This is a genomic window from Nonomuraea sp. NPDC059194, from assembly GCF_042754765.1.
Classification (GTDB): Bacteria; Actinomycetota; Actinomycetes; order Streptosporangiales; family Streptosporangiaceae; genus Nonomuraea.
Genome location: NZ_JBHZBH010000013.1, coordinates 44,888 through 65,584 on the forward strand (window position 1 = coordinate 44,888; position 20,697 = coordinate 65,584).

Genomic DNA, 20,697 nt, shown 5'->3' on the forward strand with positions numbered 1-20,697 from the left:
CACGAGACAAGACGGGCCGTCTTGTCTCGTCTAGCCATGGGAGTCTTCACCTATGACCCGCACTTGGTTCATCACCGGCGCCAGCCGCGGCCTGGGCCGCGCCTTCACCCTGGCCGCACTGGAGCGGGGCGACCAGGTGGTCGCCGTTGCCCGGCGCATCGAGCGCTCCGACTTCGAGCAGGACTACGGTGACCGGCTGCTGCCCCTGACGCTCGACGTGACCGACCGGACAGCGGTGCTCGCCGCCGTGTCCGCCGCCGTCGAGCACTTCGGGCGACTCGACATCGTGGTCAACAACGCCGGAACCATGTCTGCGGGCATGGTCGAGGAGTTCACCGAGGCTGAGGCCCGTGCCCAGTTCGAGGTCAACTTCTTCGGTGCGCTGTGGGTCAGCCAGGCCGTCCTGCCGCACCTGCGTGCTCAAGGCGCCGGCCACATCGTGCAGATTTCCAGCATCGCCGCCTTGGGCGGCTTCCCGAGCACCGGGCTGTACAGCGCGAGCAAGTTCGCGCTGGAGGGCATGAGCGAGGCCCTGGCGATGGAGGCGGCCGCCTTCGGGGTCAAGGTCACTATCGTCCAGCCGGGCGGCTACTGGACCGATCTGTACACCAGCATGACCTCGACCACTCCGGCGGAGCCGTACGGCCCGCTGCGTGACGAGCTGGCCAAGCAGTGGGCCGAAGGATCGATCGACAGCGATCCCCGGCTGGCGGCCGAGGCGATGCTGAAGCTGGTCGACAGCGAGAACCCGCCCCTGCGACTGCTGCTCGGCAGCATGGTCTACGACCTGGCCATCGACATCTCGCGCCGGCGGATGGAAGTCTGGGCGGAGTGGGAGCAGGTCAGCCGGGACGCCGAGAAGGCCATCCCGGCCCCGGCGTCAGAGGACGCCTAGGTCCCTGACGACCTGGGCGAAGGCACGGATCATGTCGTTCTCGGCCTCGCCACGCCAGGCGAGGCCGTAGTCCAGCGCAGCCATGTCGTGGATGGGCAGCCAGTCCATGTCCGGCCGGTTCCAGTAGCGGCTGACGTGCACGGGGAAGACGTTGACGATCTCACCCGCGGTGATGAGGGTGAAGATGTCGTCGACGTTCTCGATCTCCGTGCTCCGCTCGATGACGTTGCCCCTGGGGGTGTGCCACGGCGTGTAGCTCTCGGCCCAATAGTCGGGGATGGGCTTGCCGCGCGCGACCTGGAAGTCGCCGAGCATCTCCACGGAGGCCGAGCTGCGGCCGGCGAGCTCGTGATCGATGGAGACGGCCAGCACCCGCCGCTCGGCGAACATCGTCGGACCCACGACCAGGTCGGGCTCGTGGACGGGGAGCCAGGTGACCAGGATGTCGACCTCGCCCCGGCGCAGCCCGCCGAAGGGGTCGACGAAGCCGGCGTGCCGCAGGCGCAGCCCCCACTGGGGGTGGCGGGCGCGGAAGGTCTCCCAGTAGCGGCGCAGGTCGTGGGCGTTGGCCGGGATCATGCCGATGCGTAGCTCGTCGGTCTTGCCCTGGGCGGCCAGCCTGGCACGTTCCATGCTGTCCTTGAGCCCCTGGTAGATCGGGGCCAGATCCCGCCGGAGCTGTTCTCCGGCGGGCGTCAGCCGTACCGTGCGGCTGTCCCGGTAGAAGAGCGGGGCGCCGATGCCGCGCTCCTGCTTCTTGATCGCTTGACTGATCCGGGCGGGTGACACGTGAAGCCGCTCGGCAGTACGGCCGAAATGCAACTCCTGGGCCAGCGTCAGGAAGATCTCGATGTCGCGGAGTTCCACTGTCCTACCGGTTCAAGGGAAGAGGGCCCAGGTCACGGACGACGTCGGCGAAGGCGCGGATGACCTCGTTCTCGGCGCTGGTGCTCCAGATCAGCGTCATGTGGAGCGGGGGCGCGTCGTGGATGGGCACGTAGGCGATGTCCGGCCGCGTGTAGTAGAGGGTCGCGCGGTAGTGGCCGGGGGTGACCGCCTCGCCGGTGGACAGGATGGGGAGCATTTCCTCGGTATTGGTGACGATCGGCCCGATCCGGATCAGCCGCCCGCTCGGAGTCCGGAGCGGCACCAGCGCCTCGCGCCAGTAGTCGGGCTTGCAACCGCCCATGACGACCTCGTCGCCGAGATCCTCCAGCGAGACCGATTCGCGGCCCGCGAGGCGGTGGTTGGCCGACATGGCGAGCACAGTGGTCTCGGTGTAGACGACGGGGCCGACGGTGAGGTCGGGCTCCAGGACCGGGAGCCAGAGGATCGCCACGTGGACCCGGCCGTCACGCAGGGGGCCGAAGGGGTCGCCGAAGCCGATCGTCCGGAACTGCGGCTCGTAGGTGGGATGGCGGGCCGTGAACTCGTCCGTGACCGGGCGCAGGTCCTGGGCGTTGCTGGCCAGGAGGCCGATGCGCAGCACGTCGGTCTTGCCACGAGAGGCGAGCCTCGCCCGTTCCATACTGTCCTGCAGGTCCCGGTAGACGGGGGTGAGATCGTCGCGCAGCCGTTCCCCGGCGGGCGTCAGCCGGACTTTACGGCTGTCGCGGTCGAACAGCTCGGCGCCGATGAGGCGTTCCTGTTTCTTGATCGCCTGGCTGACCCGGGCGGCCGACACGTGGAGCCGTTCGGCGGTGCGGCCGAAGTGCAGCTCGGTGGCCAGGGTCAAGAAGATCTCGATGTCGCGCAGTTCCACGTGGTCCTCCTCTCGTCAGGTGGATGAGAAGGGTGACATATGGGCATTGTTCTCCGCAAAACGGGCCGGGATTAGTCCAGCCAGCCGAGCTTGCTCGCCCGCATTCCGGCTTGGAAGCGGCTGGCGGCGCCCAGCTTGGTGAGGAGTTCGCCAACGATAAGGGCGACCGTCCGGGTGGACAGGCTCAGTGTGAGGGCGATGGCGTCGTCCTTGGCCCCGGAGGCGAGCAAGCGCACCACCATGCGCTGCTGGTCGGTCAGCTCCCCGGCGCCGGACGGCACCTCCGCGGCCTCGGAGGCGCTGATCCAGCAGTACTCGAAGAGCGCAATCAGCGAGGTGACCACGCCAGTGCCGCTGATGACGACCGCGCCGCTGGCGATGTCGTCGGGGTCGACCTGCAGGACGGCGGCGCGGCCGTCGAAGACGAGCATCCGGGTGGGGACGGAGGGGACGAACCTCACCTCATGGCCGAGCTCGACCAGCTTGCTGGTGTGCTCGCGGAAGGCGCGGTCGTTGAGATGCCGCTGGTGGAACAGGCTGCGTGTCCGGATGCCGCGCGCCTGGGTCTCGGCGCCTCTCCGCTGGCCTTCCGCCAGCGCCTCCGCGGGCCAGTCCGCGTAGGGGTGCATGGTGACGATCTCGTGGCGGCTCAGCTCGACGAGCTCGTCGATGGTCTGGGTCAGCCGGGCCAGCTCGGAGCGAGGGTAGAACTCCTCCTTTGTGTCCCCTATGTAATTGCATGACCCTTTCGCGGCTCGGGATCCTCCCGCGATCGCCGTCCGGAGCGGGCGATCACGGGTCCACAAGGTGGCTATACGGCTTCGAGGATCCTGGCCGCCCGCCGCTCCCGGAAGGCCACGAGGGCCAGTACGGCAAGCGCCAGGAAGATGGGCGCGCTGACCCAGGCGACCGTGTTCAACCCGGCGGCGAAAGCCTCGCGCGCCGCGTCGATCAAGGCACTGCCCGCGTCCCCGGCTTGAGCACCGGCGACGGCAGCCGCTGCGACGCTGTCGTAAGCCGCGCTCGCCGCTTCGGCCGGCACGCCCGGAGGAACGTCCAGATTGCTCTGGTAGACGGCAGTGCTCAGGGCGCCGAGCGCCGCCACTCCCATGGCCACGCCGAACTCGCCCCCGGTTTCGGACAGCGCCGCGGTGGACCCGGCCTTCTCCGGTGGGATCGAGCCCATGATCAACCCGTTGCTCAGCCCCATCGGCATCGCGATCCCGCCGGAGATCAACGCCAGCCCGACGACCAGGAGCCCGAGGCCGCCTTCCACCTCCACCTGCGTGTGCATGAGCAGGCCGACAGCGCCGACAGCCAGTCCGGCCGCCATGACGTACGCCGTCCGGAAACGTTGGGCCAGCGCCGGGGCGACCATCATGGCGATGATCATCACGATGCTCTGCGGCACCATCCACAGACCCGCCTGCAGGGGGGTCAGGCCTTCGACGGCCTGCAGGTAGGTGGTGGAGACCAGCGTGGTTCCGGCCATGACGATCCCGCCCAGCAGCATCATGACCAGCATGGCCGAGACGCCCCGGACGGCGAACAGCCGCAGGTCGAGCAGCGGGTCGCTGAGCTTGAGCTGCCGTTTCACGAACAGCACACCGAAGGCGGCGCCGATCGCCAGAGCCAGCAGGGCCATCGCCCCGAGGCCGTCCCTGGCGATGCTCTTCAGCCCGTAGACCAGCGGCAGGATGGTCAGCAGTGACAAGGCCACGCTGGCCAGGTCCAGCCGCCCCGCGCCCTCGGCGCGATACTCGGGCAGCAGGACGGGTCCCAGGATCAGCAGAGCGACCATGAACGGCACGCCGAGCAGGAAGGCCGAGCCCCACCAGAAATGTTCCAGCAGCGCGCCCCCCACCAGCGGGCCGAGCGCGACACCGACCATGAAGCAGCTGAACCACAGGCTCATCGCGCTGGTGAGCTGCCGCTGGTCGTGGAACATCGTGCGGATCAGCGCCATCGACGACGGCATCAGCGTGGCGCCCGACACCCCCAGCAGCGCTCTGGCGGCGATGAGCATCTCCGGGCTGGTGGAGTAGGCGGCGAGCACCGAGGCCGCGCCGAAGGCGGCGGCGCCGACGAGCAGCAGGCGACGCCGACCGATGCGGTCACCGAGCGTTCCCATGGTCACCAGGAATCCGGCGATCATGAACGAATAAATGTCCATGATCCACAGTTGTTGTGTTCCATCTGCGCCCAATTCGGCGCTGAGATGGGGCAGTGCCAGATAGAGAACGCTGACATCGAGGGACATCAGCAGAGTGGTCAGGGCGAGGACCGCCAATCCTGCCCATTCCCTGCGTCCCGCCAATGGCTTTTCAGTCACGAAAATGCCTTTCTCAGTTCGCGGGAGGCAGGTACAGCACGTTCCACAGGTGCCCGTCCAGGTCGCGGAAGCCACGGGAGTACATGTACTCCTCGTCCTGCGGCTCACCGGCCTCCTGGCCGCCGCCGGACACCGCCCCCTCGATCAGCGCGTCGACCTGCTCGCGGCTGTCGATGGAGATCGCCAGCGCGACCTCCTGCACGGCCTTGGTGTCGGCGACGTCCCGGCTGGTGATGTCCTTGAAGAAAGGCTCGGACACGAGCATCGCGAAGATGTTCTCGCCGATGACCATGCAGGCCGAATGGTCGGCGCCGAATTCGGCCTCGAAGGTGAAGCCGAGCCCACTGAAGAAGCCCACGGCGGCCTTGACGTCCGCGACGGGCAGGTTGATGAAGATTTTCGTCGACATGGGAGTTTCGCTTTCTCTGGCGCAATCGAATGGGGGGAGGTTTCTCGCACGACTGAGATTGCTACATAGAGCCTGATATGTCGCGCCTTTTGGGCGTCAGGTAAATGACATGGCATGAACCGGAAGCATCGTCGAACGCCGATGACCAGGACAGGACGGAGGAGAATCCGTCGAGCCGCCCCGGGTGATCTTGCTGGCGTTACGCGGGCACAATCCGCCAGTCAGCTTCGGCACCGACAGTCGGCTGCGGAAGTCGGTGCCCGCGACCCGGACCAGAGCGCGATGCGGCTGTCACCGAAGACGACAACCGCGTCAACCAAAGCACGGCCGTCGGCAACACGGCGACCTCCGGCCTCAACATGGTCACCCTCGGAATCGTGGACGGCCAGAACCGTACGTCGCTTTGCCGTCCGACACCGTTGCGGCCGGGCAGGCCGTACCAGATCACCTGGAACCACCTGCCGCAGGACTACGAGTTCAAGGCCGGGCACCGGTTGGGGCGGGTGCCGACCGGAACCAACGATGACCTGACTGACGCCGAACCCGGCACCGGGGCCAAGGTCACCATCGACCTGGCCGGCACCTCGATCCCCCTGTCGCCGGTGAACGCCGCCCCGGGGCTACCGCGTTTCGCCAGATCTTCATCACCGGCAGGGCCAGAAGACGAGACGTTTCGTCTTGACGGCAGTGCACAACTCATCTATAGTCACCCCTGCAAGACAAGACGAACCGTCTCGTCTCGTATGTTATCGGAGCTTCCACATGCGCACCCCACCTGCCACTTCTCCGCGCACCTGGTTCAACACCGGCACCAACCGCGGCGACCTTTACACCAGCATGACCGCGACCGCCCCGGCGGAGCCGCACGAGGAGCTGCGTGACGAACTGGCCAAGCAGTGGACCGAGAGGTCGATCGACAGCGATCCGCGGCTGGCGACCGAGGCGATGCTGAAGCTGGTCGACAGCGCCGAGCCACTGCTGCTGCTGCTCGGCAGCATGGTCTACGACCTGGCCTTCGACATCTCGCGTCGCCGGATGGCGGTCTGGGCAGAGTGGGAGCAGGTCAGCCGGGCAGGGATGGCCGACCCGACAGCGTTCCGTAGACGGCTCGGCCGACGAGTCCCCACCTGCGCCATCGGGACAAGGAGCAGTCTCCTGGAATGCCTGGTGCCGGGCGCAGCCGTAGCGCGGGCCAGGACGCCGCCGCGGACCCGACTTCTTCCAACATCGTTCAATCTGTCATTGATCTTTGGAGCGAAACATGAGCAAGATCGTCGCGCTGGTCTACATCTCGCTGGACGGAGTCGTCGAAGACCCGTCCTGGACCGGCCCGTACTGGAACGACGAGCACGCCACCTATGCCCACGATCAGCTGTTCTCCAGCGACGCCCTGCTGCTGGGCCGGGTGACCTACCAGGGCTTCGCCGAGGTCTGGCCGCACATGGAGGAGACCGAGGGCGAGTTCGCCGTCCGGATGAACACCATGCCCAAGTACGTGGTCTCGGCCACGCTGGACAAGGCCGAGTGGAACAACTCCACGATCATCACCGGGGATCTCGCCGGCAAGGTGGTCTCACTCAAGGAACGTCATGACCGTGACATCCTCACCTACGCCGGCGACCTGACCACCTCGCTGATCAAGCTGGGGCTCGTCGACGAGCTCAAGCTCTGGCTGCACCCGGTCGTCGTGGGCGCCGGCAAGCGGATGTTCCCCGAGGGAGTCGACGCCAGCGCCTGGCAGCTGGCCGGAACCACCACCTTCAGCTCTGGAGCGATCGTCCTGAACTATCGCCCCGCCTCCGCCCAGGCCCCCGCGTCACAATAGGCGTCCGGCACGGGTCGACCCTCCGCTCCCGACGGGGGCGGCTCGAAGTAGCCCCCGCGTCGCTGATGTCATCGAGCGAGCTCCGCGGGGTCGTCCCCAGCTCGCGGAGACGCCGCCCAGGAGGCGCAGCCTGCTGCGCCACGGATGGCTGCCGCCCGAAGACGGGGTGCAGCAGGCTCCACCGCGGCGCTGTCCGAAACCGGGGGCGAGTTCGGCGTGGCCATGGCAGTGGCGGCTCGGTGCCCTGAGCACCGCCGTCTACCAGGCCAGCCCGGACAGCGGCATGCGCCCGGGCGTACCGGCCGAAGCGGCGAAGGGAGGTGGAGGTGCACGACAGCGCCGCAGCGGATGCCTCCCCCAGCGCTCAGGCCAGGGACGCGGGCGAGCCTTGACCGACGCAGCGAGCGAGACCTTCGCCGCCGGGTTGAACGCGGTCGCCTGGGTCAGCGCGCCCATCCTCCTGGCGCTTGCCGTCCTGGCCCTCGTGCCTTTCCGGCAGCGGCGAGAAAGCAGGGTCCTCCAAGCCATGTAACCACCTTGCGCGCCCCTGATCGCCTGCTCCGGCCGTGGATCACGGGATGCTCCCGGATCACGAAAAGGGCCATTTGCCGGCATGAGGGACGAAAGGAGTGTGTGAACACTTGGATGCCGCAGCTCAGGCCGTGTACGAGCAGATGCGCGAGCTCGGACAGACCTTCACCGACACCTCGGCGGACGCCCGGATCAGGGCGCGCCTGACGGAGTTGGGCCTGCTCAACCCGGACACGGACGCCGCCACCGAAGCCGCCGTCGCGCTCATCCGGGCCCTGTCGGCGGCCCACGAGAAGCTGGACGCGGCGCGGCACCAGCAGGCCGTCGCCATGACCTTGGCCAGGCACTTTCTCCACGCAGCCAACGGGCGCACCGGGGAGGTGAGCGTGGAGTTCTACCCTCGCTCCGACCTGGCCCGGCTGACCCAGACCATCGACGAGCTCGTCGAGATGACCTGCCATGAGATCGTCACCATGCACCCCTACGCGGACTGGTCGGAGGAGCCGCTGGCAAAAGGGCGAAGGAGAGCCGCCGAGACCAAAACGCGCGGCATCCGGACACGCAGCCTGTTCCACCAGCGCTACCTCAACGACCGCACCTTCCGCGAGCACACGAGCAAGCTGGTCCAGCTGGGCTACGAGGTGAGGTTCGTCCCCTTCGTCCCGACCTGGATGCTCGCTTTCGATGGCCGCACCGTCGTCCTGCAGGTCGACCGCGACGACATCGCCAGCGGCACGGTCGTCATCAGCGGCACTGGCGTGGTCACCTCGCTGATTGCGCTCTTCGAGTACTGCTGGATCAGCGCCTCCGAGGCCGCGGAGGTGCCGTACGGCGCGGGGGAACTGACCGACCAGCAGCGCATGGTGGTGCGCCTGCTGGCCTCCGGGGCCAAGGACGATGCCATCGCCCGCACGCTGAGCCTGTCCACCCGGACGGTCGCCCGTATCGTCAGCGAACTCCTCAGCAAGCTGAACGCCGCCAGCCGATTCCAGGCAGGGGTGCGGGCCAGCAAGCTCGGCTGGTTGGACTGAGCTTTCGACCTGGGAACGCCAGACCATGCAGTGCCATGCCCGCACCGCCACCTGGCAGGAACTGGTCGATGGCCGCAAACAGAAGGCCCACCCCAGCCCGCTTGGTAGCCGCGACCGTTCCGGAACAGCCGCCGATGAGGTAGGCGGCGGCTTCGCCGTACGCGATGAAGGCAGAGACATCCTCAGCGTCTATTCGCTTTCTTTGTTCATTTTTAGTCCAGCTCATTACGGACATGTGGCTAGCAGGGTGCAGGCGATTGTTTTGTATGGACGTAACTCAGCTCAAGTCATGCTTGAACACCTGGTCGCCGGAGCGTCAGAAGGTCGGAGCGGCGCGCTGGTGGTACGCGGCGATCCCGGGATCGGCAAATCGGCGCTGCTGGCACACGCGGGCGCGCAGCCCGGAATCCGAGTACTGCGAGGCGCCGGCGTCGTGGCCGAGGCGGAGCTGCCCTTCGCCGCGCTCTTCATGCTGCTGCGGCCGGTCCTCGGTGAGATCGACAAACTGCCCGCCCCGCAGGCTGCCGCCCTGCGTTCCGCCTTCGGGCTCGCCGACGCCGGCGGCGAGGACCCCTTCCTCACCGGTCTGGCCGTGCTGAACCTGCTGTCCGACCTGGGCCCGGTGCTCTGCCTGATCGACGACGCGCACTGGCTCGACCAGGCCTCGGCCCGGACCCTGCTGTTCGCGGCCAGGCGGTTGCACGCCGAGGGGGTCGTCATGGTCTTCGGCGCTCGCGACGGCTTCGACGCGGCCGGCCTGCCTGAGCTGCGGCTGGAGGGCCTGGATCGGGCCAGTGCCGCCGAGCTGCTGGCGGAGCTGTCGCCCGGCCTCTCGTCGCGGGTGCGGGACCGGATCATCGCCGAGAGTGGGGGCAACCCGCTGGCGCTGATCGAGCTGCCGCGCGCGCCCGGCTCCCTGAGCCCCATGCCGCTGCCGCGTCGTCTGCACGAGACCTACGCGGCGCGCATCGCCGACCTGCCGCCCGACACCGCGACCATGTTGGTCGTGGCCGCCGCGGAGGAGACCGGCGACCTGGGCGTCATCGTCGCGGCTGCCCGTTCCCTCGGCGTGGAGCAGGGCGCGCTGGCGCCCGCCGAGCTGGTCGGGCTCATCAGGATCGAGGCGGGCAAGCTGGCCTTCACCCACCCGTTGATGCGTGCGGCGGCGCTGCGCAGCGGCACCTTCGAGCGGGTCCTGGGCGCCCACGCCGCTCTCGCCGACGTGCTGCTTGAGCAGGAGGATCGCAGGGCCTGGCACCTGGCGGCGGCGACGCTCGGCCAGGACGAGGAGGTCGCCGCGGCCCTGGAGCGGACTGCCGAGCGTTCACGTGACCAGAGCGGCCGTGCCGATGCCCTGGAACGGGCCGCTGATCTGAGTCCCGGACGGGAGGACCGCGCCCGCCGTCTGGCCTCGGCGGCGCTGGCCGCGACCGAGGCGGGGCTGCCCGACCGGGCGCTGCTCCTGACCGAGCGGGCCGTTCGGCAGAGCGACGATCCCCGGGCGCTGGGCCGGCTGGCCTCGCTGCGGGCCCGGGTCGCCGTCGAGCGGGGATCGGTGTCCGGTGCCTGCGAACTCCTGGTCAAGGGGGCCGAGAGCGTGGCGCCGTTCGACCGGACCGCCGCCGGGCTCATGCTGGTCGACGCGGGACGGCACGCCTGGCAGCTGAGCGACCCCGCCCGCGTCGCCGAGGCGGCCCGGCGGCTGCACGAACTCGACCTCGATCCTGCCGCCGGGCTCACCCCCGCCGTGACCGCCGTGACCGGCGCCGCGGTCTTCCTCACCCGGGGACCCGAGCACGCCATCTCCGGCATGCGCGGGATGGTCGAGAACGCACGCAAGATCCTCACCGGAATGCACAGCCTGCGGGTCAACGCCGCCTTCGTCGCCGTTCTGATCGGTGACTTCGAAAGCGGGCGGGAGATCTCGCTCGCGGTGACCGAGGAGTGCCGGGCCCAAGGCGCCATCGGCCGGCTTCCGCTCGCCCATGTGACGCTGGCCACCTGCGAGCTCCACCTCGGCCGCTTCCGCGACGCGCTGGGCACGGCCATCGAAGGCATCCAGCTCGCCGCCGACACGGGCCAGCCGCACCGGGCGGGCAGTCTGAACGGTGTGCTGGCCTGGCTGTCGGCGGTCACCGGCGACGAGGAGCGCACCCAGGAGCTGGCCAGGATCTGCCACCAGATCTTCGAGGCCAGTGGCATCGTCCATGATCTGGCCTGGGCTGAGTGGTCGCTCGCCCTGCTCGACCTCGGTCACGGCCGCTTCGCCGAAGCGCTGGAGCGTCTGGAGGACGCGCTGCGTGGCCCGGTGCGCATGCAGATCCAGGCGGTGTACTTCGCCCCCGACCAGATCGAGGCGGCACTGCGACTGAGCCACCCGGACCGCGCTCTGGCGGCGATGCGTCGCTTGGAGGCCTGGGTGGGTGCCGCTGGTATGCCGTGGGCCGATGCGGTGCTCGACCGCTGCCACGCGCTGCTTGCCGACGACGCCGAGCCGTTCTTTCTCAGAGCCGTCGAGGGGCACAACCGTCCGTGGGAAAAGGCTCGCACTCACCTGCTCTTCGGCGAGTGGCTGCGCCGAGAACGCCGCAAGAACGAAGCCCGATCCCAGCTGCGCCGGGCCGTTGAGCTCTTTGAGCGCCTGGGCGCGCATATCTGGGCCGAACGCGCCCGCGCTGAGTTGCGCGCCGCTGGTGAACGAAGCGGCGCGCAGGCACAGTCCAGCCTGCTGGACGCGCTGTCCCCGCAGGAGCTCCAGATCGTCAGGCTGGCCGCCGGGGGCATGACCAACAAGGAGATCGCCTCCCGGCTCGTCCTGAGTGCGAAGACCGTGAGCTACCACCTCTATCGCACGTTTCCCAAGCTCGGCATCGCCAGCCGGATCGAACTCGCCCGCCTCGACCTCGGCGAACTACCCGATTTGTGATCGCTTCTTTCTGAGCGGGGTGACCATGGTCGTGAACGAAACGCGGATGGGCTGGGTCGGTGAAGTGGCGGTAGGCGGCGTTGGGGAGCACTTCGGCGGGCTGGTGATGGTCACTCGCCACTGGCCTCTCAGCCCAGAGCCGGAACGCGGGCCGGCTTGTCGGGCGTCGAGGTGGCTCGGGCCAAGGGGAGGAAGGAGATGAACAAGATGATGGCGCCGAGCGGGATGAGGTCCTTGTCGATGAAGGGCATCATCAGGTCGATCAGCACCAGGAAAGGCGTCCAGACCTTGATCCGGCGCATGACGGCCAGCTGGATGATCAGGCCGAGCTGGCCGATGTAGAACAGGTACGGCCCGATGTCGTAGACGGCCAGGGAGACGCCGGGCAGTTCCCGCACCTGGCGAATGATCATGGACATCCCGTAGTGGTCCGCGGCCAGCAGCCCGGCCACGATGTCCACCGTGAACTGTCCGATCAGGGCCAGGGCGCCGGTGATGGCGACGCCCGCCAGCACGGTGGACAAGCCATTGCCGCCGGCCATCCGGCGGAGCTGGACGAAGATGGAGATGAACAGCAGCAGGGCGCCGACGAAGGCCAGATGCCCCGTGGTCCACGCCGGACCGGGCCCGCGGACGCCGTCAAGCCCGTCGAGGATACGGATCACTCCGTAGGTCAGCGTGAGTGCCGGGGCGGCGACGAAGGCCAGGCGCGCGTTCATAAGGGGTCCTCAGGATTTCCGTCGTGTGGGCAGCCGGTGCTGCTGAACCCAACGCTACGGAGGCGGCCCCTCGCGGAGTATCAGACATGTGACCAGTGCGGTGGCCAGTCGATTCGATTCTGGAGTCGCAGCCCGGGATCTCGCCGGGGTTGAACGATATGGGAGCTGCCGGAGGCGGTGACGGCACGTCCATGGTGCGACTCTGCCACGCGACCCCGCAATGATCATCTCATGTACGATGCCCCGCATGTTCGACTTAACCGGCCCCTGGACGCGCGTACTGGCGGACACGAGACTGCACCACGGGCCCGCCATGCAGGCACTGGCCGTGGACCCGGTCAGCCATGAGCTGTACCTCGTGCAGTTACGCGACTCCAAGGGCATCGACCTCTGTATCAACCGCGTCTCCCGCACCACCGGGGAGGTGCTGGACTGGATGCACCTGGACGGCTTCGGCCACGGCTACCAGATCGGCGCCCAGCACATCGGCGGGCGCACGCATCTGTGGTGCGAGACCGCCCCGGTCCGCAGTGGTTTCGGCACCAGGGTCACCCGTTTCCCGTATCTGCCCGGTCAGAGCATCGGCCCGACCTCCGACGTGTTGACCAAGCCCTACTCGCCCGGCCCGGACACCCTCACCTGCGCCCCCAACGTCGACCCGATCGGCAACTGGGTCACGCTGCGCTACCGCACCCCGGCCGGCTACTTCTACAGCCGCCACCCCATCGACCCGGCCACCGGCAAAGTCTCCGGAACCCCCACCGCCACCATCCCGCACCCGCCCTCGGTCGTGGGCACCTTCCAGGGGTTCGCCACCGTCGGCGACCTGCTCTACCTCTACAACGGCAACCCATCGGACTCCTACGAGAACAGCAACGCCCGCATCTCGCTCATCTCCTGGCGTCATCCGGACCGGCCTCCGGTCGTCACCCCCGTCACCGCGCTGCCGGGCCTGGCGCACCGCGAGCCCGAGGGCCTCGCCGTCGAGCCGCTGGGGGACGACCGGGTGCAGCTGCTGTTCGGCCTCAGCGGCGACGCGCCGGAGGGACGGCTGGCCAGCGTATGCGCCTTCACCTCCGATCCACCGGTGCGGGGCGTGAAGGTGCTGTCGGACTGGGGCAAGCTGGCGCTGGCCCGCGGGTTCGAGGGTCATACGGGCGCGCGGGTGCCCCGGGCTCGGCTGATCAGCGTCGGCGGACTGACCCAGCTCCAGCTGCGCGGCTCGCTCGGCTGTCCGGGTCTCACCGAGCCGGCCGTCGTCGCCGACCTGCCGCCCTGGCTGACCCCGAGCGTGCCGGTGCGCGCCGCCGTACCGCGCAACATGAGTTACGGCAACGCCGCCTGCCAGGTCGAGGCGACCTCGTCCGGCCAGCTCCGGGTCACCGGCCCCAGCTCCGCCCACCCGCTGTCCTGGATCGACCTCGACAGCTTCACCGCCCCCTGGAAGTGACATGCGCTCCCCAACCCGCCGCACCCTGCTGACCGCGGCCGTCGCCCTGCCCGCCCTCACCCTCGCCACCACCCCGGCTGCTGCCGCCTCCGACGGCGAGGTCGTGTTCGCCTGGAAGGCCATCGCGCTCACCGGCACCGCCAAGGCTTTCGCCGACGCGCCACCCCAGGCGCGTGTGATACGCGTGGCCGGCACCGATTTCCTGCAGCTACGCGGCGCCGCCCACGTCTCCTACACCGGCGACAGCCCGCTGGGCATCCTGCCCGCCGGGCTGGCAGTGCCCAAACTGACCCGCGGATTGTGCCCGCGCAATACCCACAACGGGCTGAGCGTGTGCCGAGTGGAGGCCGACGTCAAGGGCACCCTGGTCGTGCTCGGCGGCACCAGCGCCAGCAAGATCACCTGGGTACGGCTCGACGGCTTCTCCTCCGTCCTGTCCTGATCATCGCCGAGCACGACCAAGAACACCGCTCCATCGCCTCGGCGTCGATGGCATCAATGTGGATCACTGCGCTGGTGTTCCTCAGGAGAGTTGACGCATCTACCCAGGTCGCCGGGCAGGATTCGGATCGGCGGGCGAGCACGGTCAGGTGTTCCCAGGATCCAATCCGGGGCCGGGAGCGATCAACGTGCGATCGTGACGTGATCGTTCAGGCACGTTTCAACGAGCTCCTACTCGGTCGCCGCGACCAGCCGTAGGACCGGAACGCCGAACCAGCCGCCTGGGCCTCTACCTCGGGGAATGACAGTTGGCGGTGGCCGGGCTCCGAGCGGACGTACAGGTTCTTGGGATGATCGGGCACGCGGGTGGCGGCGCTGGTGTGACCGTGTCTGCGGCATGACGCCGGATTCACCCATGATTTGCAGATCAGTCAGGTACCGCCCACCGACGCGCCATAGACTTGCGGCCGATTTCCGGACGTTCAAGAAGCGGTGGATACATGGCTGGGACCCCTCGCGAACAACTGGCTGAGCTGCTCGGAGCTATGGCGGAACCCGCGGCCTCCAGCGTCTACCGCAAGCTCTTCATGACCGATCTGTCGGTGACGGTCGACGGTGTCGGCCCGCTGCGGTTCCCGGTCGGCGAGGAGCAGGTCGCCCAGTTGCGTGAGCTCGGCCGGCGTGCGCGGTTCGGACGGGGCGAGGAGACACTAACCGACCTGCAGGTTCGTGACACCTGGGAGATCCCCAGGGAACTGGTGCGCATCGAATGGACGGACGCGTTCGCCACCGTCCTGGAGGTGATGCGCGAAGAGCTCGGGCTACCGGCCCACTGCGAGCTCACGCGGGAGCTTCACTCCATGCTGGTCTATGAGACCGGCCAGTTCTTCGTCGCGCACCAGGACTCCGAGAAGGACGACGCCATGGTCGCGACCCTGGTGGTGACGCTGCCCTCCGCGCACACCGGTGGTGAGCTGCTCGTCGAGCACAACGGCCAGACTGTGGAGTACCGAGGGTCGAAGGTCGCGGTCTCGCTGGTGGCCTTCTACGCCGACTGCCGCCACCAGGTGCTCCCGGTGAAGACGGGGAATCGGATCGTTCTCACCTACAACCTGCTCCTCACCGGTGACAGCGACGCCGCCGCACCCGAGGGCAAGCCGGCCGATGGCCTCGCGGCCTGCCTCGCCGAGCACTTCGCCACCCCGATCACCCGTCCGTACGGCGGAGGCCAGGGCGATCCGCCGTCACGGCTGGCCTACCTTCTCGATCATGAGTACACGGCCCGGGGACTGAGCTGGTCCCGGTTGAAGGGTGCCGACGCGGCTCGGGCCGCCCTGCTGCGAGCGGCGGCAGACCAGGCTGGCTGCGAGGTGGCGCTGGCCCTCGCAGAGATCCAAGAGACCTGGGACGCCTTCGACGAGAACGAAGACGAAGACGACTACTACGAGGAAGAGGAAGAGGAAGAGGAGAAGGACGAGGACGGGCAGTATGTCGTCCAGGATCTCATCGAATCTTCCATCACCCTCAGCCACTGGCTCGACCCGAAGAATGGCCGCCTTGAGAAGATCTCGCTGACCATAGAGGACGCGGAGGTCACCACGAGCACCCCGTCGGCCGACCTGAGGCCCTATGCCTCGGAGTACGAGGGCTACATGGGCAACTACGGCAACACCCTGGACCGCTGGTACCGGCGTGCCGCGCTGGTCATCTGGCCCCGGAACCTGAGCTTCGCCAGCCGGGCCGAGGTCTCCGCGCTCGGGGCGCTGAACGAACTCGGCGAAATGATCCACGACGGAGCCGCCACGAAGGCCCGCGATGCCGCCCAGACGTTGGCGCCGTTCTGGCAGCAGGCCGTCGGTTCCGGCCCCCAGGACGAACTGCTCGCCAATGCCCTCCAGGTCGCCGTGGGACTGGACGCCGACGAGACGGCCACCATGCTGCTCTCCCCGTTCCGGCTTGAGTGGCTGACCGCCGCCCACGCGGCGGCGCTGGCCAAGCTGGCCGCGCACTACGGCGAGGTCTGGCTGGCCGATCTCCTGCGCAGCTGGTCCCGATCCTGGCCGCCACGTGGTTACGGCCATGACCCGAATCTGATCGAATGGATCTCGGACCTCCCGCGGCTGACCGCAGTGTTCCAGGACGCCGGAGCCACCGGAACCACGCTCGCCCACCTCATCCTCGAACCGTCGTGGGAGTGGTTCGCCGGCCTGGTCCGCCCCGCGCTAACCGGAGCCGCCACCATCAGCCGGGAGGAATGGCTAACCAGCCTGGGCCAGCCCTTCTCCGGCATCCTCACCGCCGCCGCGCAGAGCGGATCAACCGTGGTGCTGAACGGCGCGAGCGAACTCGGCCGCACCTCCGACGACCAAGTGGTCCGACTCGTGGCAGCCGCCCTGCGCTCCTCCATCGAGACCTCGCACCCGGTCTTCGGTGAGCTGGCCTCCAACTGCGTCGGACGGATCCGCGCCTCACTGGCCCGGCCGCCGCGCGACCCTGACGACTGGTCCGTCGAGTCGCCGGGCGGGTGCGCATGTGATCTGTGCGCGACGCTCACGACCTTCCTGAGGGACCCGCAGCGTCAGGTCTTCGAATGGAAGCTCGCCAAAGAGGGCCGCCGCCATGTCCATTCCCGCATCGACATGGCCGAACTGCCGATAAGCCACCAGACCAGGCGGGAGGGCAGGCCGTACACCCTGGTCCTCACCAAGACCAAAGCGCTCTTCGAACGGGAACATCGCGCCCGCGCGCGAGAGCAAGCGGACCTGGCCTGGCTCACCGAACACTGGAAGTGATCGCCTGAGCGGTTGAAGCCCCCGAGGTATCAGGCCGCGAGATGATAAGCGGATGCTTGTTGTGCGCGCGACCAAGAAGTTCCTCGACCGCGTCGGCCCGCCCAACCTCGACGAGACCGAGCAACCCGGCACACTCTTGGTGGTACGCCACCGTCCTGTTCTGGCGGCCGCAGGTCGCGTTGTTCGTCAACGAGCCGACGCTCCTGCCCGTGCTGATGCCGCTGGCGCCCGGCGCCACTCTGCTCGAAAGGTTCCCCTCCACGGTCGCCGCGGTGCTCGCCATGCACGGCGCTCCACAGCCGATCATCGACGACGAGATGCACCGGATGCGGGAAAAGCGGCTCGCCAAGACTACAAACCGCAGCGTCACCGGTGTCATGACGGAGTTCGCTCGGCTTGCCGAGTTCTACCGCGAAGGCACCTCGGAGCTGCCGGAACTCGCGAGGCGCTTGGCCCGCGTACCCTGTGGTCCGCTCTACAAGCGGCACGTCAGCCCCGATCGCGAGTTCGACGCGTTCCTGCGCTCCATCACACCGGCGAATGGCTGAACCGCGATAAATCCTGGGGGTCTCCTACAGGTCATCCTCGGGTCTACGGCCCGACCTGTGATGCTCCCGCCGCCACTCATGATCCCAATACGAGCCGTGTACGGCACGCAGCCGCTCCAGCGCCACCCCCAGGTCCACCGCCGCCTGCTCCCGCTCGTCCTCAGCCACCGGGGTGACCCGCGTCGAGCGGATCCGCACCCGCGAGCACATACGCCTCTCGCAGGAACGGCTCCTCCAGCGGCATCCGCTTGGTACCCTCGCACGCCTCGGCCAGGATCCGAAGCTTCTCAACCCCCGCCGGTAACGCCGGCCACACCTCACCACGTGACAAGTCAGCCTACGACTGCCGATGCGGCATCCTTACCCTGTGAACGACGAACGGCATGATCTTCCCGGAAGGGATGTCGAACTCGACCACGCCGCAGACGTGCGGTGGCAGATCCGCACGCTGATCGGGCTCATCGTCAGCGGCGATCTCGACGAGCATCTCCCGGAGATCGCCCGCGCGGTCAACCAGCGTCAGCACGAACGCCACAACGCCCGCGAACGCCAGGTCTTCGCCACCTTCCAGATCGGTGACCGGGTCCGGGTCAACCACAGCATCCGCCCCTCCTACCTGCACGGCGTGACCGGCACCGTGGTGGGCTTCGCCCACAAGAACGTTCGCGTCCTGCTCGACACACCTGCCGGCCGGTTCACCGACGGTGAGGTCACCGTTCCCCCGCTCGGATTGGACTCCCTGTGACCGCCCTGGCTCATTCCGGCCATCCGCGTCCTCACCCAGCTCATGGCCAACCACCCCGAACTGCGTGACGAAGCCGAGAGCATCCCCACCGCACTCGCCGGAGACATCCAGACCACGGTCATGGAGCTGGGCAGTGAGCTGTTCTCCGGACGGACCGGCCACCAACCGGGGCTGGGTTGGGTCCAGCCCTACGACGTCGCCGACGAAATCGTCGCCGAGGTCGTCGAACCGTTCCTGGCCGACGCCGTACGGCGAGCGCAGGCAGGCGCTACCGACGCCGCCGTCACGATGAGCGTCGACATCATCGAAGGGCTCCACTCCCTGCCGCTCCCCACCGAGCTCGACAGCACGATGGTCTACTCCTTCTGCGCCGAGGACTCCGCCTACCAGTGGGCACAAGAGCTGATCGGCCGTCTCCGCGAGGCAGGCGTCGCGCTGCCGGAGGCTACGCTCGCCGAGACCGCACCCGATTGGTTCGACCTCACACAGGCCGACATCATCCAGCGTCGAACAGGTCCCTGAGGACAGCGAGTTCGCGCGGCCCGATCTCCTCACCGGGAAAGACCCGGGCGCAACACTCGATCGCCTCAACCGACGACGTGATCTCTGCCAGTGTCGCCACGTGGCGGAGGTCGTCGTTGCGGCCCGGTCGTCTTCACCGAGCCCCGGGTGCTGCTGGTGGCCCCCGACCACGACCTGGCCCGCCTCGGTACGGTCTCCCTCGAGACGCTCGGCGACTTCCCCGTCCTGGACGGGCGCGTGAACGGCCACCGGAACGTTCCCGAGTACTGGGAGGACGCCTTCACGCCCTTCTCCACGCCCAAAGGCCGTCCGGTCGAGCGCAGTCCGCTGCCGGTGGTGAGCCTGGAGGACATCTTCACCCTCGTCGGCGTCGGTGAGGCCGTCCAGCCCCTGAGCGCCCACGCCACCCGCTACCACGCCCGTCCCGACATCGCCTACCTGCCCATCCACGACAGTCCGCCCGCACGGTGGGTCCTGGTCTGGCGCAGCGACGCGGAGACCGAGCCCGTCCGCGCGCTGGCCCAGATCGTCCGCGATCTGGGCACCCTCGTCATGTGATGTCACGTTTTCCGAAGGCGTCCCGTCTCAGGGTAGACACCGAGGAAAGGCAGAGGCAGATGGCACAGCGGATCGTGATTCTGGGCGCGGGATACACCGGCATGACCACCGCCATGGCCCTGGCCGGCCGTACGCGCGGGCGGGGTGTGGAGGTGACGCTGGTCAACCCGATCACCCGGTTCACCGAGCGGCTGCGGCTGCACCAGACGGCCGCCGGGCAGGACCTGGCCGACCTGCGGATCCCGGACCTGCTGAAGGGCACGGGGATCACGTTCGTCCAGGGCTGGGTGACCGCGATCGATGCCGGGGCCCGCGTGGTCAGCCTGGACGGGGAGCGGACGCTGACCTACGACACGCTGGTCTACGCGCTGGGCAGCGTCGCCGACACCGAGGCCGTGCCCGGGGTGGCCGAGCACGCCTACACACTCGACAGCGCGGCCGAGGCCGGGCGACTGGCCGCCCAGCTGGCCGGCGCGCGGACCGTGGTGGTCGGCGGCGGCGGCCTGACGGGGGTCGAGTCGGCCGCCGAGCTCGCCGAGACGCATCCGGGGCTGCGGGTGGTGCTGCTCAGCCGCGACGTGCCGGGCTCGATGATGGGCGCCAAGGCCCGCGCCTACCTGCACGCGGCCCTGGTACGGCTGGGCGTCGAGGTCAGGTCCGGGGTGGAGATCGCCAAGGTGCTCCCCGGCGGGGTCGAGCTGGCCGGCGGGGAGTGGGTCGAGGCCGACGCCTGCCTGTGGACCACCGGGGTCCGGGTCTCGCCGCTGGCCGCGGACGCCGGCCTGACCGTCGACGAGCGCGGCAGGATCGTGGTGGACGCCACGCTTCGGTCGATCTCGCACCCCGAGGTGTACGCCGTGGGCGACGCGGCCGCGGTGCGCCAGCCGTACGGGATCATCCACGGCACCTGCCAGAGCGGCATCCCCACCGGCGCGCACGCGGCCGCCTCGATCGCCCGCCAGGTCAGGGGCAAGCAGCCCCAGCCGTTCCGGTTCGGCTACATCCATCAGCCGATCAGCCTGGGCCGCCGCGACGGGGTCGTCCAGTTCACCCGCCCCGACGACACTCCGCGCGGGCTCTACCTCAAGGGCAGGTGGGCGGTGGCCTACAAGGAGTTCGTCAGCTCCAGCCCGTGGAAGACCTTCGGGCTGCTCAAGAGGTACGGCGGCGCGACGGTCTGGTCGCGTGGCGGGCGCGCCACCCGATGAGGA

22 protein-coding genes are annotated in these 20,697 nt (G+C 68.6%); 14 read left to right on the forward strand and 8 right to left on the reverse strand.

The annotated features are described in order from the left end of the window. Positions 1-52 precede the first annotated feature (52 nt). On the forward strand, positions 53-895 hold the full coding sequence (locus tag ACFXJ8_RS17895) for an SDR family oxidoreductase (protein ID WP_379645004.1): 843 nt from the start codon (positions 53-55) through the stop codon (positions 893-895). Here ACFXJ8_RS17895 and ACFXJ8_RS17900 read toward each other — a convergent pair. The 5 genes from ACFXJ8_RS17900 to ACFXJ8_RS17920 form a co-directional block, all read right to left on the reverse strand. Next, positions 881-1,762 carry a LysR substrate-binding domain-containing protein gene (locus ACFXJ8_RS17900; protein WP_379645005.1) on the reverse strand — a complete coding sequence of 294 codons (882 nt, stop codon included), beginning with the start codon at positions 1,760-1,762 and terminating at the stop codon, positions 881-883. The genes ACFXJ8_RS17895 and ACFXJ8_RS17900 overlap by 15 nt on opposite strands. Before the next feature lie 4 nt (positions 1,763-1,766). Then, entirely contained in the window at positions 1,767-2,657 is an 891-nt protein-coding gene (locus ACFXJ8_RS17905) for a LysR family transcriptional regulator (RefSeq protein ID WP_379645006.1), read from the reverse strand. A gap of 71 nt (positions 2,658-2,728) precedes the next feature. Beyond that, on the reverse strand, positions 2,729-3,286 hold the full coding sequence (locus ACFXJ8_RS17910; RefSeq protein WP_379645007.1) for a LuxR C-terminal-related transcriptional regulator: 558 nt from the start codon (positions 3,284-3,286) through the stop codon (positions 2,729-2,731). Between the two features lie 182 nt (positions 3,287-3,468). Continuing rightward, complete coding sequence (locus ACFXJ8_RS17915) at positions 3,469-4,989, reverse strand: MFS transporter (RefSeq protein WP_379645008.1); 1,521 nt, start codon at positions 4,987-4,989, stop codon at positions 3,469-3,471. A gap of 13 nt (positions 4,990-5,002) precedes the next feature. Continuing rightward, complete coding sequence (locus ACFXJ8_RS17920) at positions 5,003-5,398, reverse strand: VOC family protein (RefSeq protein WP_379645009.1); 396 nt, start codon at positions 5,396-5,398, stop codon at positions 5,003-5,005. Positions 5,399-5,610: 212 nt separating this feature from the next. Here ACFXJ8_RS17920 and ACFXJ8_RS17925 point away from each other — a divergent pair, with 212 nt between their 5' ends. After that, the gene (locus ACFXJ8_RS17925) at positions 5,611-6,279 is read left to right on the forward strand and encodes a CocE/NonD family hydrolase C-terminal non-catalytic domain-containing protein (RefSeq protein ID WP_379645140.1); all 669 of its coding nucleotides are present in this window, start codon (positions 5,611-5,613) and stop codon (positions 6,277-6,279) included. Here ACFXJ8_RS17925 and ACFXJ8_RS17930 read toward each other — a convergent pair. Beyond that, entirely contained in the window at positions 6,226-6,396 is a 171-nt protein-coding gene (locus ACFXJ8_RS17930; RefSeq protein ID WP_379645010.1) for a hypothetical protein, read from the reverse strand. The genes ACFXJ8_RS17925 and ACFXJ8_RS17930 overlap by 54 nt on opposite strands. A 263-nt stretch (positions 6,397-6,659) precedes the next feature. Here ACFXJ8_RS17930 and ACFXJ8_RS17935 point away from each other — a divergent pair, with 263 nt between their 5' ends. From ACFXJ8_RS17935 to ACFXJ8_RS17950, 4 genes are all read left to right on the forward strand, one after another. Further along, a complete protein-coding gene (locus tag ACFXJ8_RS17935) occupies positions 6,660-7,223 on the forward strand; it encodes a dihydrofolate reductase family protein (RefSeq protein ID WP_379645011.1) in 564 nt (187 codons plus the stop codon). A gap of 388 nt (positions 7,224-7,611) precedes the next feature. After that, on the forward strand, positions 7,612-7,755 hold the full coding sequence (locus ACFXJ8_RS17940; protein WP_379645012.1) for a hypothetical protein: 144 nt from the start codon (positions 7,612-7,614) through the stop codon (positions 7,753-7,755). A 109-nt stretch (positions 7,756-7,864) separates the two neighbouring features. Then, positions 7,865-8,785: a LuxR C-terminal-related transcriptional regulator gene (locus ACFXJ8_RS17945; protein ID WP_379645013.1), complete on the forward strand. Its 921-nt coding sequence runs from the start codon at positions 7,865-7,867 to the stop codon at positions 8,783-8,785. Positions 8,786-8,810: 25 nt separating this feature from the next. Beyond that, positions 8,811-11,711 (forward strand): LuxR C-terminal-related transcriptional regulator, encoded by a 2,901-nt coding sequence (locus ACFXJ8_RS17950; protein WP_379645014.1) that lies wholly within the window; start codon positions 8,811-8,813, stop codon positions 11,709-11,711. A 128-nt stretch (positions 11,712-11,839) separates the two neighbouring features. Here the strand turns inward: ACFXJ8_RS17950 and ACFXJ8_RS17955 are convergent, their stop codons facing one another. Then, positions 11,840-12,430, reverse strand: a complete 591-nt coding sequence (locus tag ACFXJ8_RS17955) for a hypothetical protein (protein ID WP_379645015.1) — start codon at positions 12,428-12,430, stop codon at positions 11,840-11,842. 247 nt (positions 12,431-12,677) lie between these two features. On the opposite strand from ACFXJ8_RS17955, the gene ACFXJ8_RS17960 reads away from it, so the two are divergent. The 4 genes from ACFXJ8_RS17960 (at position 12,678) to ACFXJ8_RS17975 (ending at position 17,661) form a co-directional block, all read left to right on the forward strand. Next, positions 12,678-13,880: a hypothetical protein gene (locus tag ACFXJ8_RS17960; protein WP_379645016.1), complete on the forward strand. Its 1,203-nt coding sequence runs from the start codon at positions 12,678-12,680 to the stop codon at positions 13,878-13,880. A 1-nt stretch (position 13,881) separates the two neighbouring features. After that, complete coding sequence (locus tag ACFXJ8_RS17965; RefSeq protein WP_379645017.1) at positions 13,882-14,322, forward strand: hypothetical protein; 441 nt, start codon at positions 13,882-13,884, stop codon at positions 14,320-14,322. 544 nt (positions 14,323-14,866) lie between these two features. Next, complete coding sequence (locus tag ACFXJ8_RS17970; RefSeq protein ID WP_379645018.1) at positions 14,867-17,113, forward strand: 2OG-Fe(II) oxygenase; 2,247 nt, start codon at positions 14,867-14,869, stop codon at positions 17,111-17,113. 41 nt (positions 17,114-17,154) lie between these two features. After that, positions 17,155-17,661 carry a DUF6933 domain-containing protein gene (locus ACFXJ8_RS17975; protein ID WP_379645019.1) on the forward strand — a complete coding sequence of 169 codons (507 nt, stop codon included), beginning with the start codon at positions 17,155-17,157 and terminating at the stop codon, positions 17,659-17,661. A 24-nt stretch (positions 17,662-17,685) separates the two neighbouring features. Here the strand turns inward: ACFXJ8_RS17975 and ACFXJ8_RS17980 are convergent, their stop codons facing one another. After that, the gene (locus ACFXJ8_RS17980; RefSeq protein WP_379645020.1) at positions 17,686-17,859 is read right to left on the reverse strand and encodes a hypothetical protein; all 174 of its coding nucleotides are present in this window, start codon (positions 17,857-17,859) and stop codon (positions 17,686-17,688) included. A 169-nt stretch (positions 17,860-18,028) separates the two neighbouring features. On the opposite strand from ACFXJ8_RS17980, the gene ACFXJ8_RS17985 reads away from it, so the two are divergent. The 4 genes from ACFXJ8_RS17985 (at position 18,029) to ACFXJ8_RS18000 (ending at position 20,694) form a co-directional block, all read left to right on the forward strand. After that, a complete protein-coding gene (locus tag ACFXJ8_RS17985) occupies positions 18,029-18,406 on the forward strand; it encodes a hypothetical protein (RefSeq protein ID WP_379645021.1) in 378 nt (125 codons plus the stop codon). Between the two features lie 42 nt (positions 18,407-18,448). Next, positions 18,449-18,928: a hypothetical protein gene (locus ACFXJ8_RS17990; RefSeq protein ID WP_379645022.1), complete on the forward strand. Its 480-nt coding sequence runs from the start codon at positions 18,449-18,451 to the stop codon at positions 18,926-18,928. A 90-nt stretch (positions 18,929-19,018) separates the two neighbouring features. Next, the gene (locus ACFXJ8_RS17995) at positions 19,019-19,486 is read left to right on the forward strand and encodes a LysR substrate-binding domain-containing protein (protein ID WP_379645023.1); all 468 of its coding nucleotides are present in this window, start codon (positions 19,019-19,021) and stop codon (positions 19,484-19,486) included. Positions 19,487-19,545: 59 nt separating this feature from the next. After that, positions 19,546-20,694 (forward strand): NAD(P)/FAD-dependent oxidoreductase, encoded by a 1,149-nt coding sequence (locus ACFXJ8_RS18000; protein ID WP_379645024.1) that lies wholly within the window; start codon positions 19,546-19,548, stop codon positions 20,692-20,694. The last annotated feature ends 3 nt before the right edge of the window (positions 20,695-20,697 follow it).

Excerpts from the sequence above, each read along its gene's own strand:
- ACFXJ8_RS17895 (WP_379645004.1), top strand. The coding sequence starts at position 53 with ATGACCCGCACTTGGTTCATCACCGGCGCCAGCCGCGGCCTGGGCCGC.
- ACFXJ8_RS17910 (WP_379645007.1), bottom strand. The coding sequence starts at position 3,286 with ATGCACCCCTACGCGGACTGGCCCGCGGAGGCGCTGGCGGAAGGCCAG.
- ACFXJ8_RS17920 (WP_379645009.1), bottom strand. The coding sequence starts at position 5,398 with ATGTCGACGAAAATCTTCATCAACCTGCCCGTCGCGGACGTCAAGGCC.
- ACFXJ8_RS17930 (WP_379645010.1), bottom strand. The coding sequence starts at position 6,396 with ATGCTGCCGAGCAGCAGCAGCAGTGGCTCGGCGCTGTCGACCAGCTTC.
- ACFXJ8_RS17935 (WP_379645011.1), top strand. The coding sequence starts at position 6,660 with ATGAGCAAGATCGTCGCGCTGGTCTACATCTCGCTGGACGGAGTCGTC.
- ACFXJ8_RS17950 (WP_379645014.1), top strand. The coding sequence starts at position 8,811 with ATGCAGTGCCATGCCCGCACCGCCACCTGGCAGGAACTGGTCGATGGC.
- ACFXJ8_RS17955 (WP_379645015.1), bottom strand. The coding sequence starts at position 12,430 with ATGAACGCGCGCCTGGCCTTCGTCGCCGCCCCGGCACTCACGCTGACC.
- ACFXJ8_RS17960 (WP_379645016.1), top strand. The coding sequence starts at position 12,678 with ATGTTCGACTTAACCGGCCCCTGGACGCGCGTACTGGCGGACACGAGA.
- ACFXJ8_RS17965 (WP_379645017.1), top strand. The coding sequence starts at position 13,882 with ATGCGCTCCCCAACCCGCCGCACCCTGCTGACCGCGGCCGTCGCCCTG.
- ACFXJ8_RS17970 (WP_379645018.1), top strand. The coding sequence starts at position 14,867 with ATGGCGGAACCCGCGGCCTCCAGCGTCTACCGCAAGCTCTTCATGACC.
- ACFXJ8_RS17975 (WP_379645019.1), top strand. The coding sequence starts at position 17,155 with ATGATAAGCGGATGCTTGTTGTGCGCGCGACCAAGAAGTTCCTCGACC.
- ACFXJ8_RS17990 (WP_379645022.1), top strand. The coding sequence starts at position 18,449 with ATGGCCAACCACCCCGAACTGCGTGACGAAGCCGAGAGCATCCCCACC.
- ACFXJ8_RS18000 (WP_379645024.1), top strand. The coding sequence starts at position 19,546 with ATGGCACAGCGGATCGTGATTCTGGGCGCGGGATACACCGGCATGACC.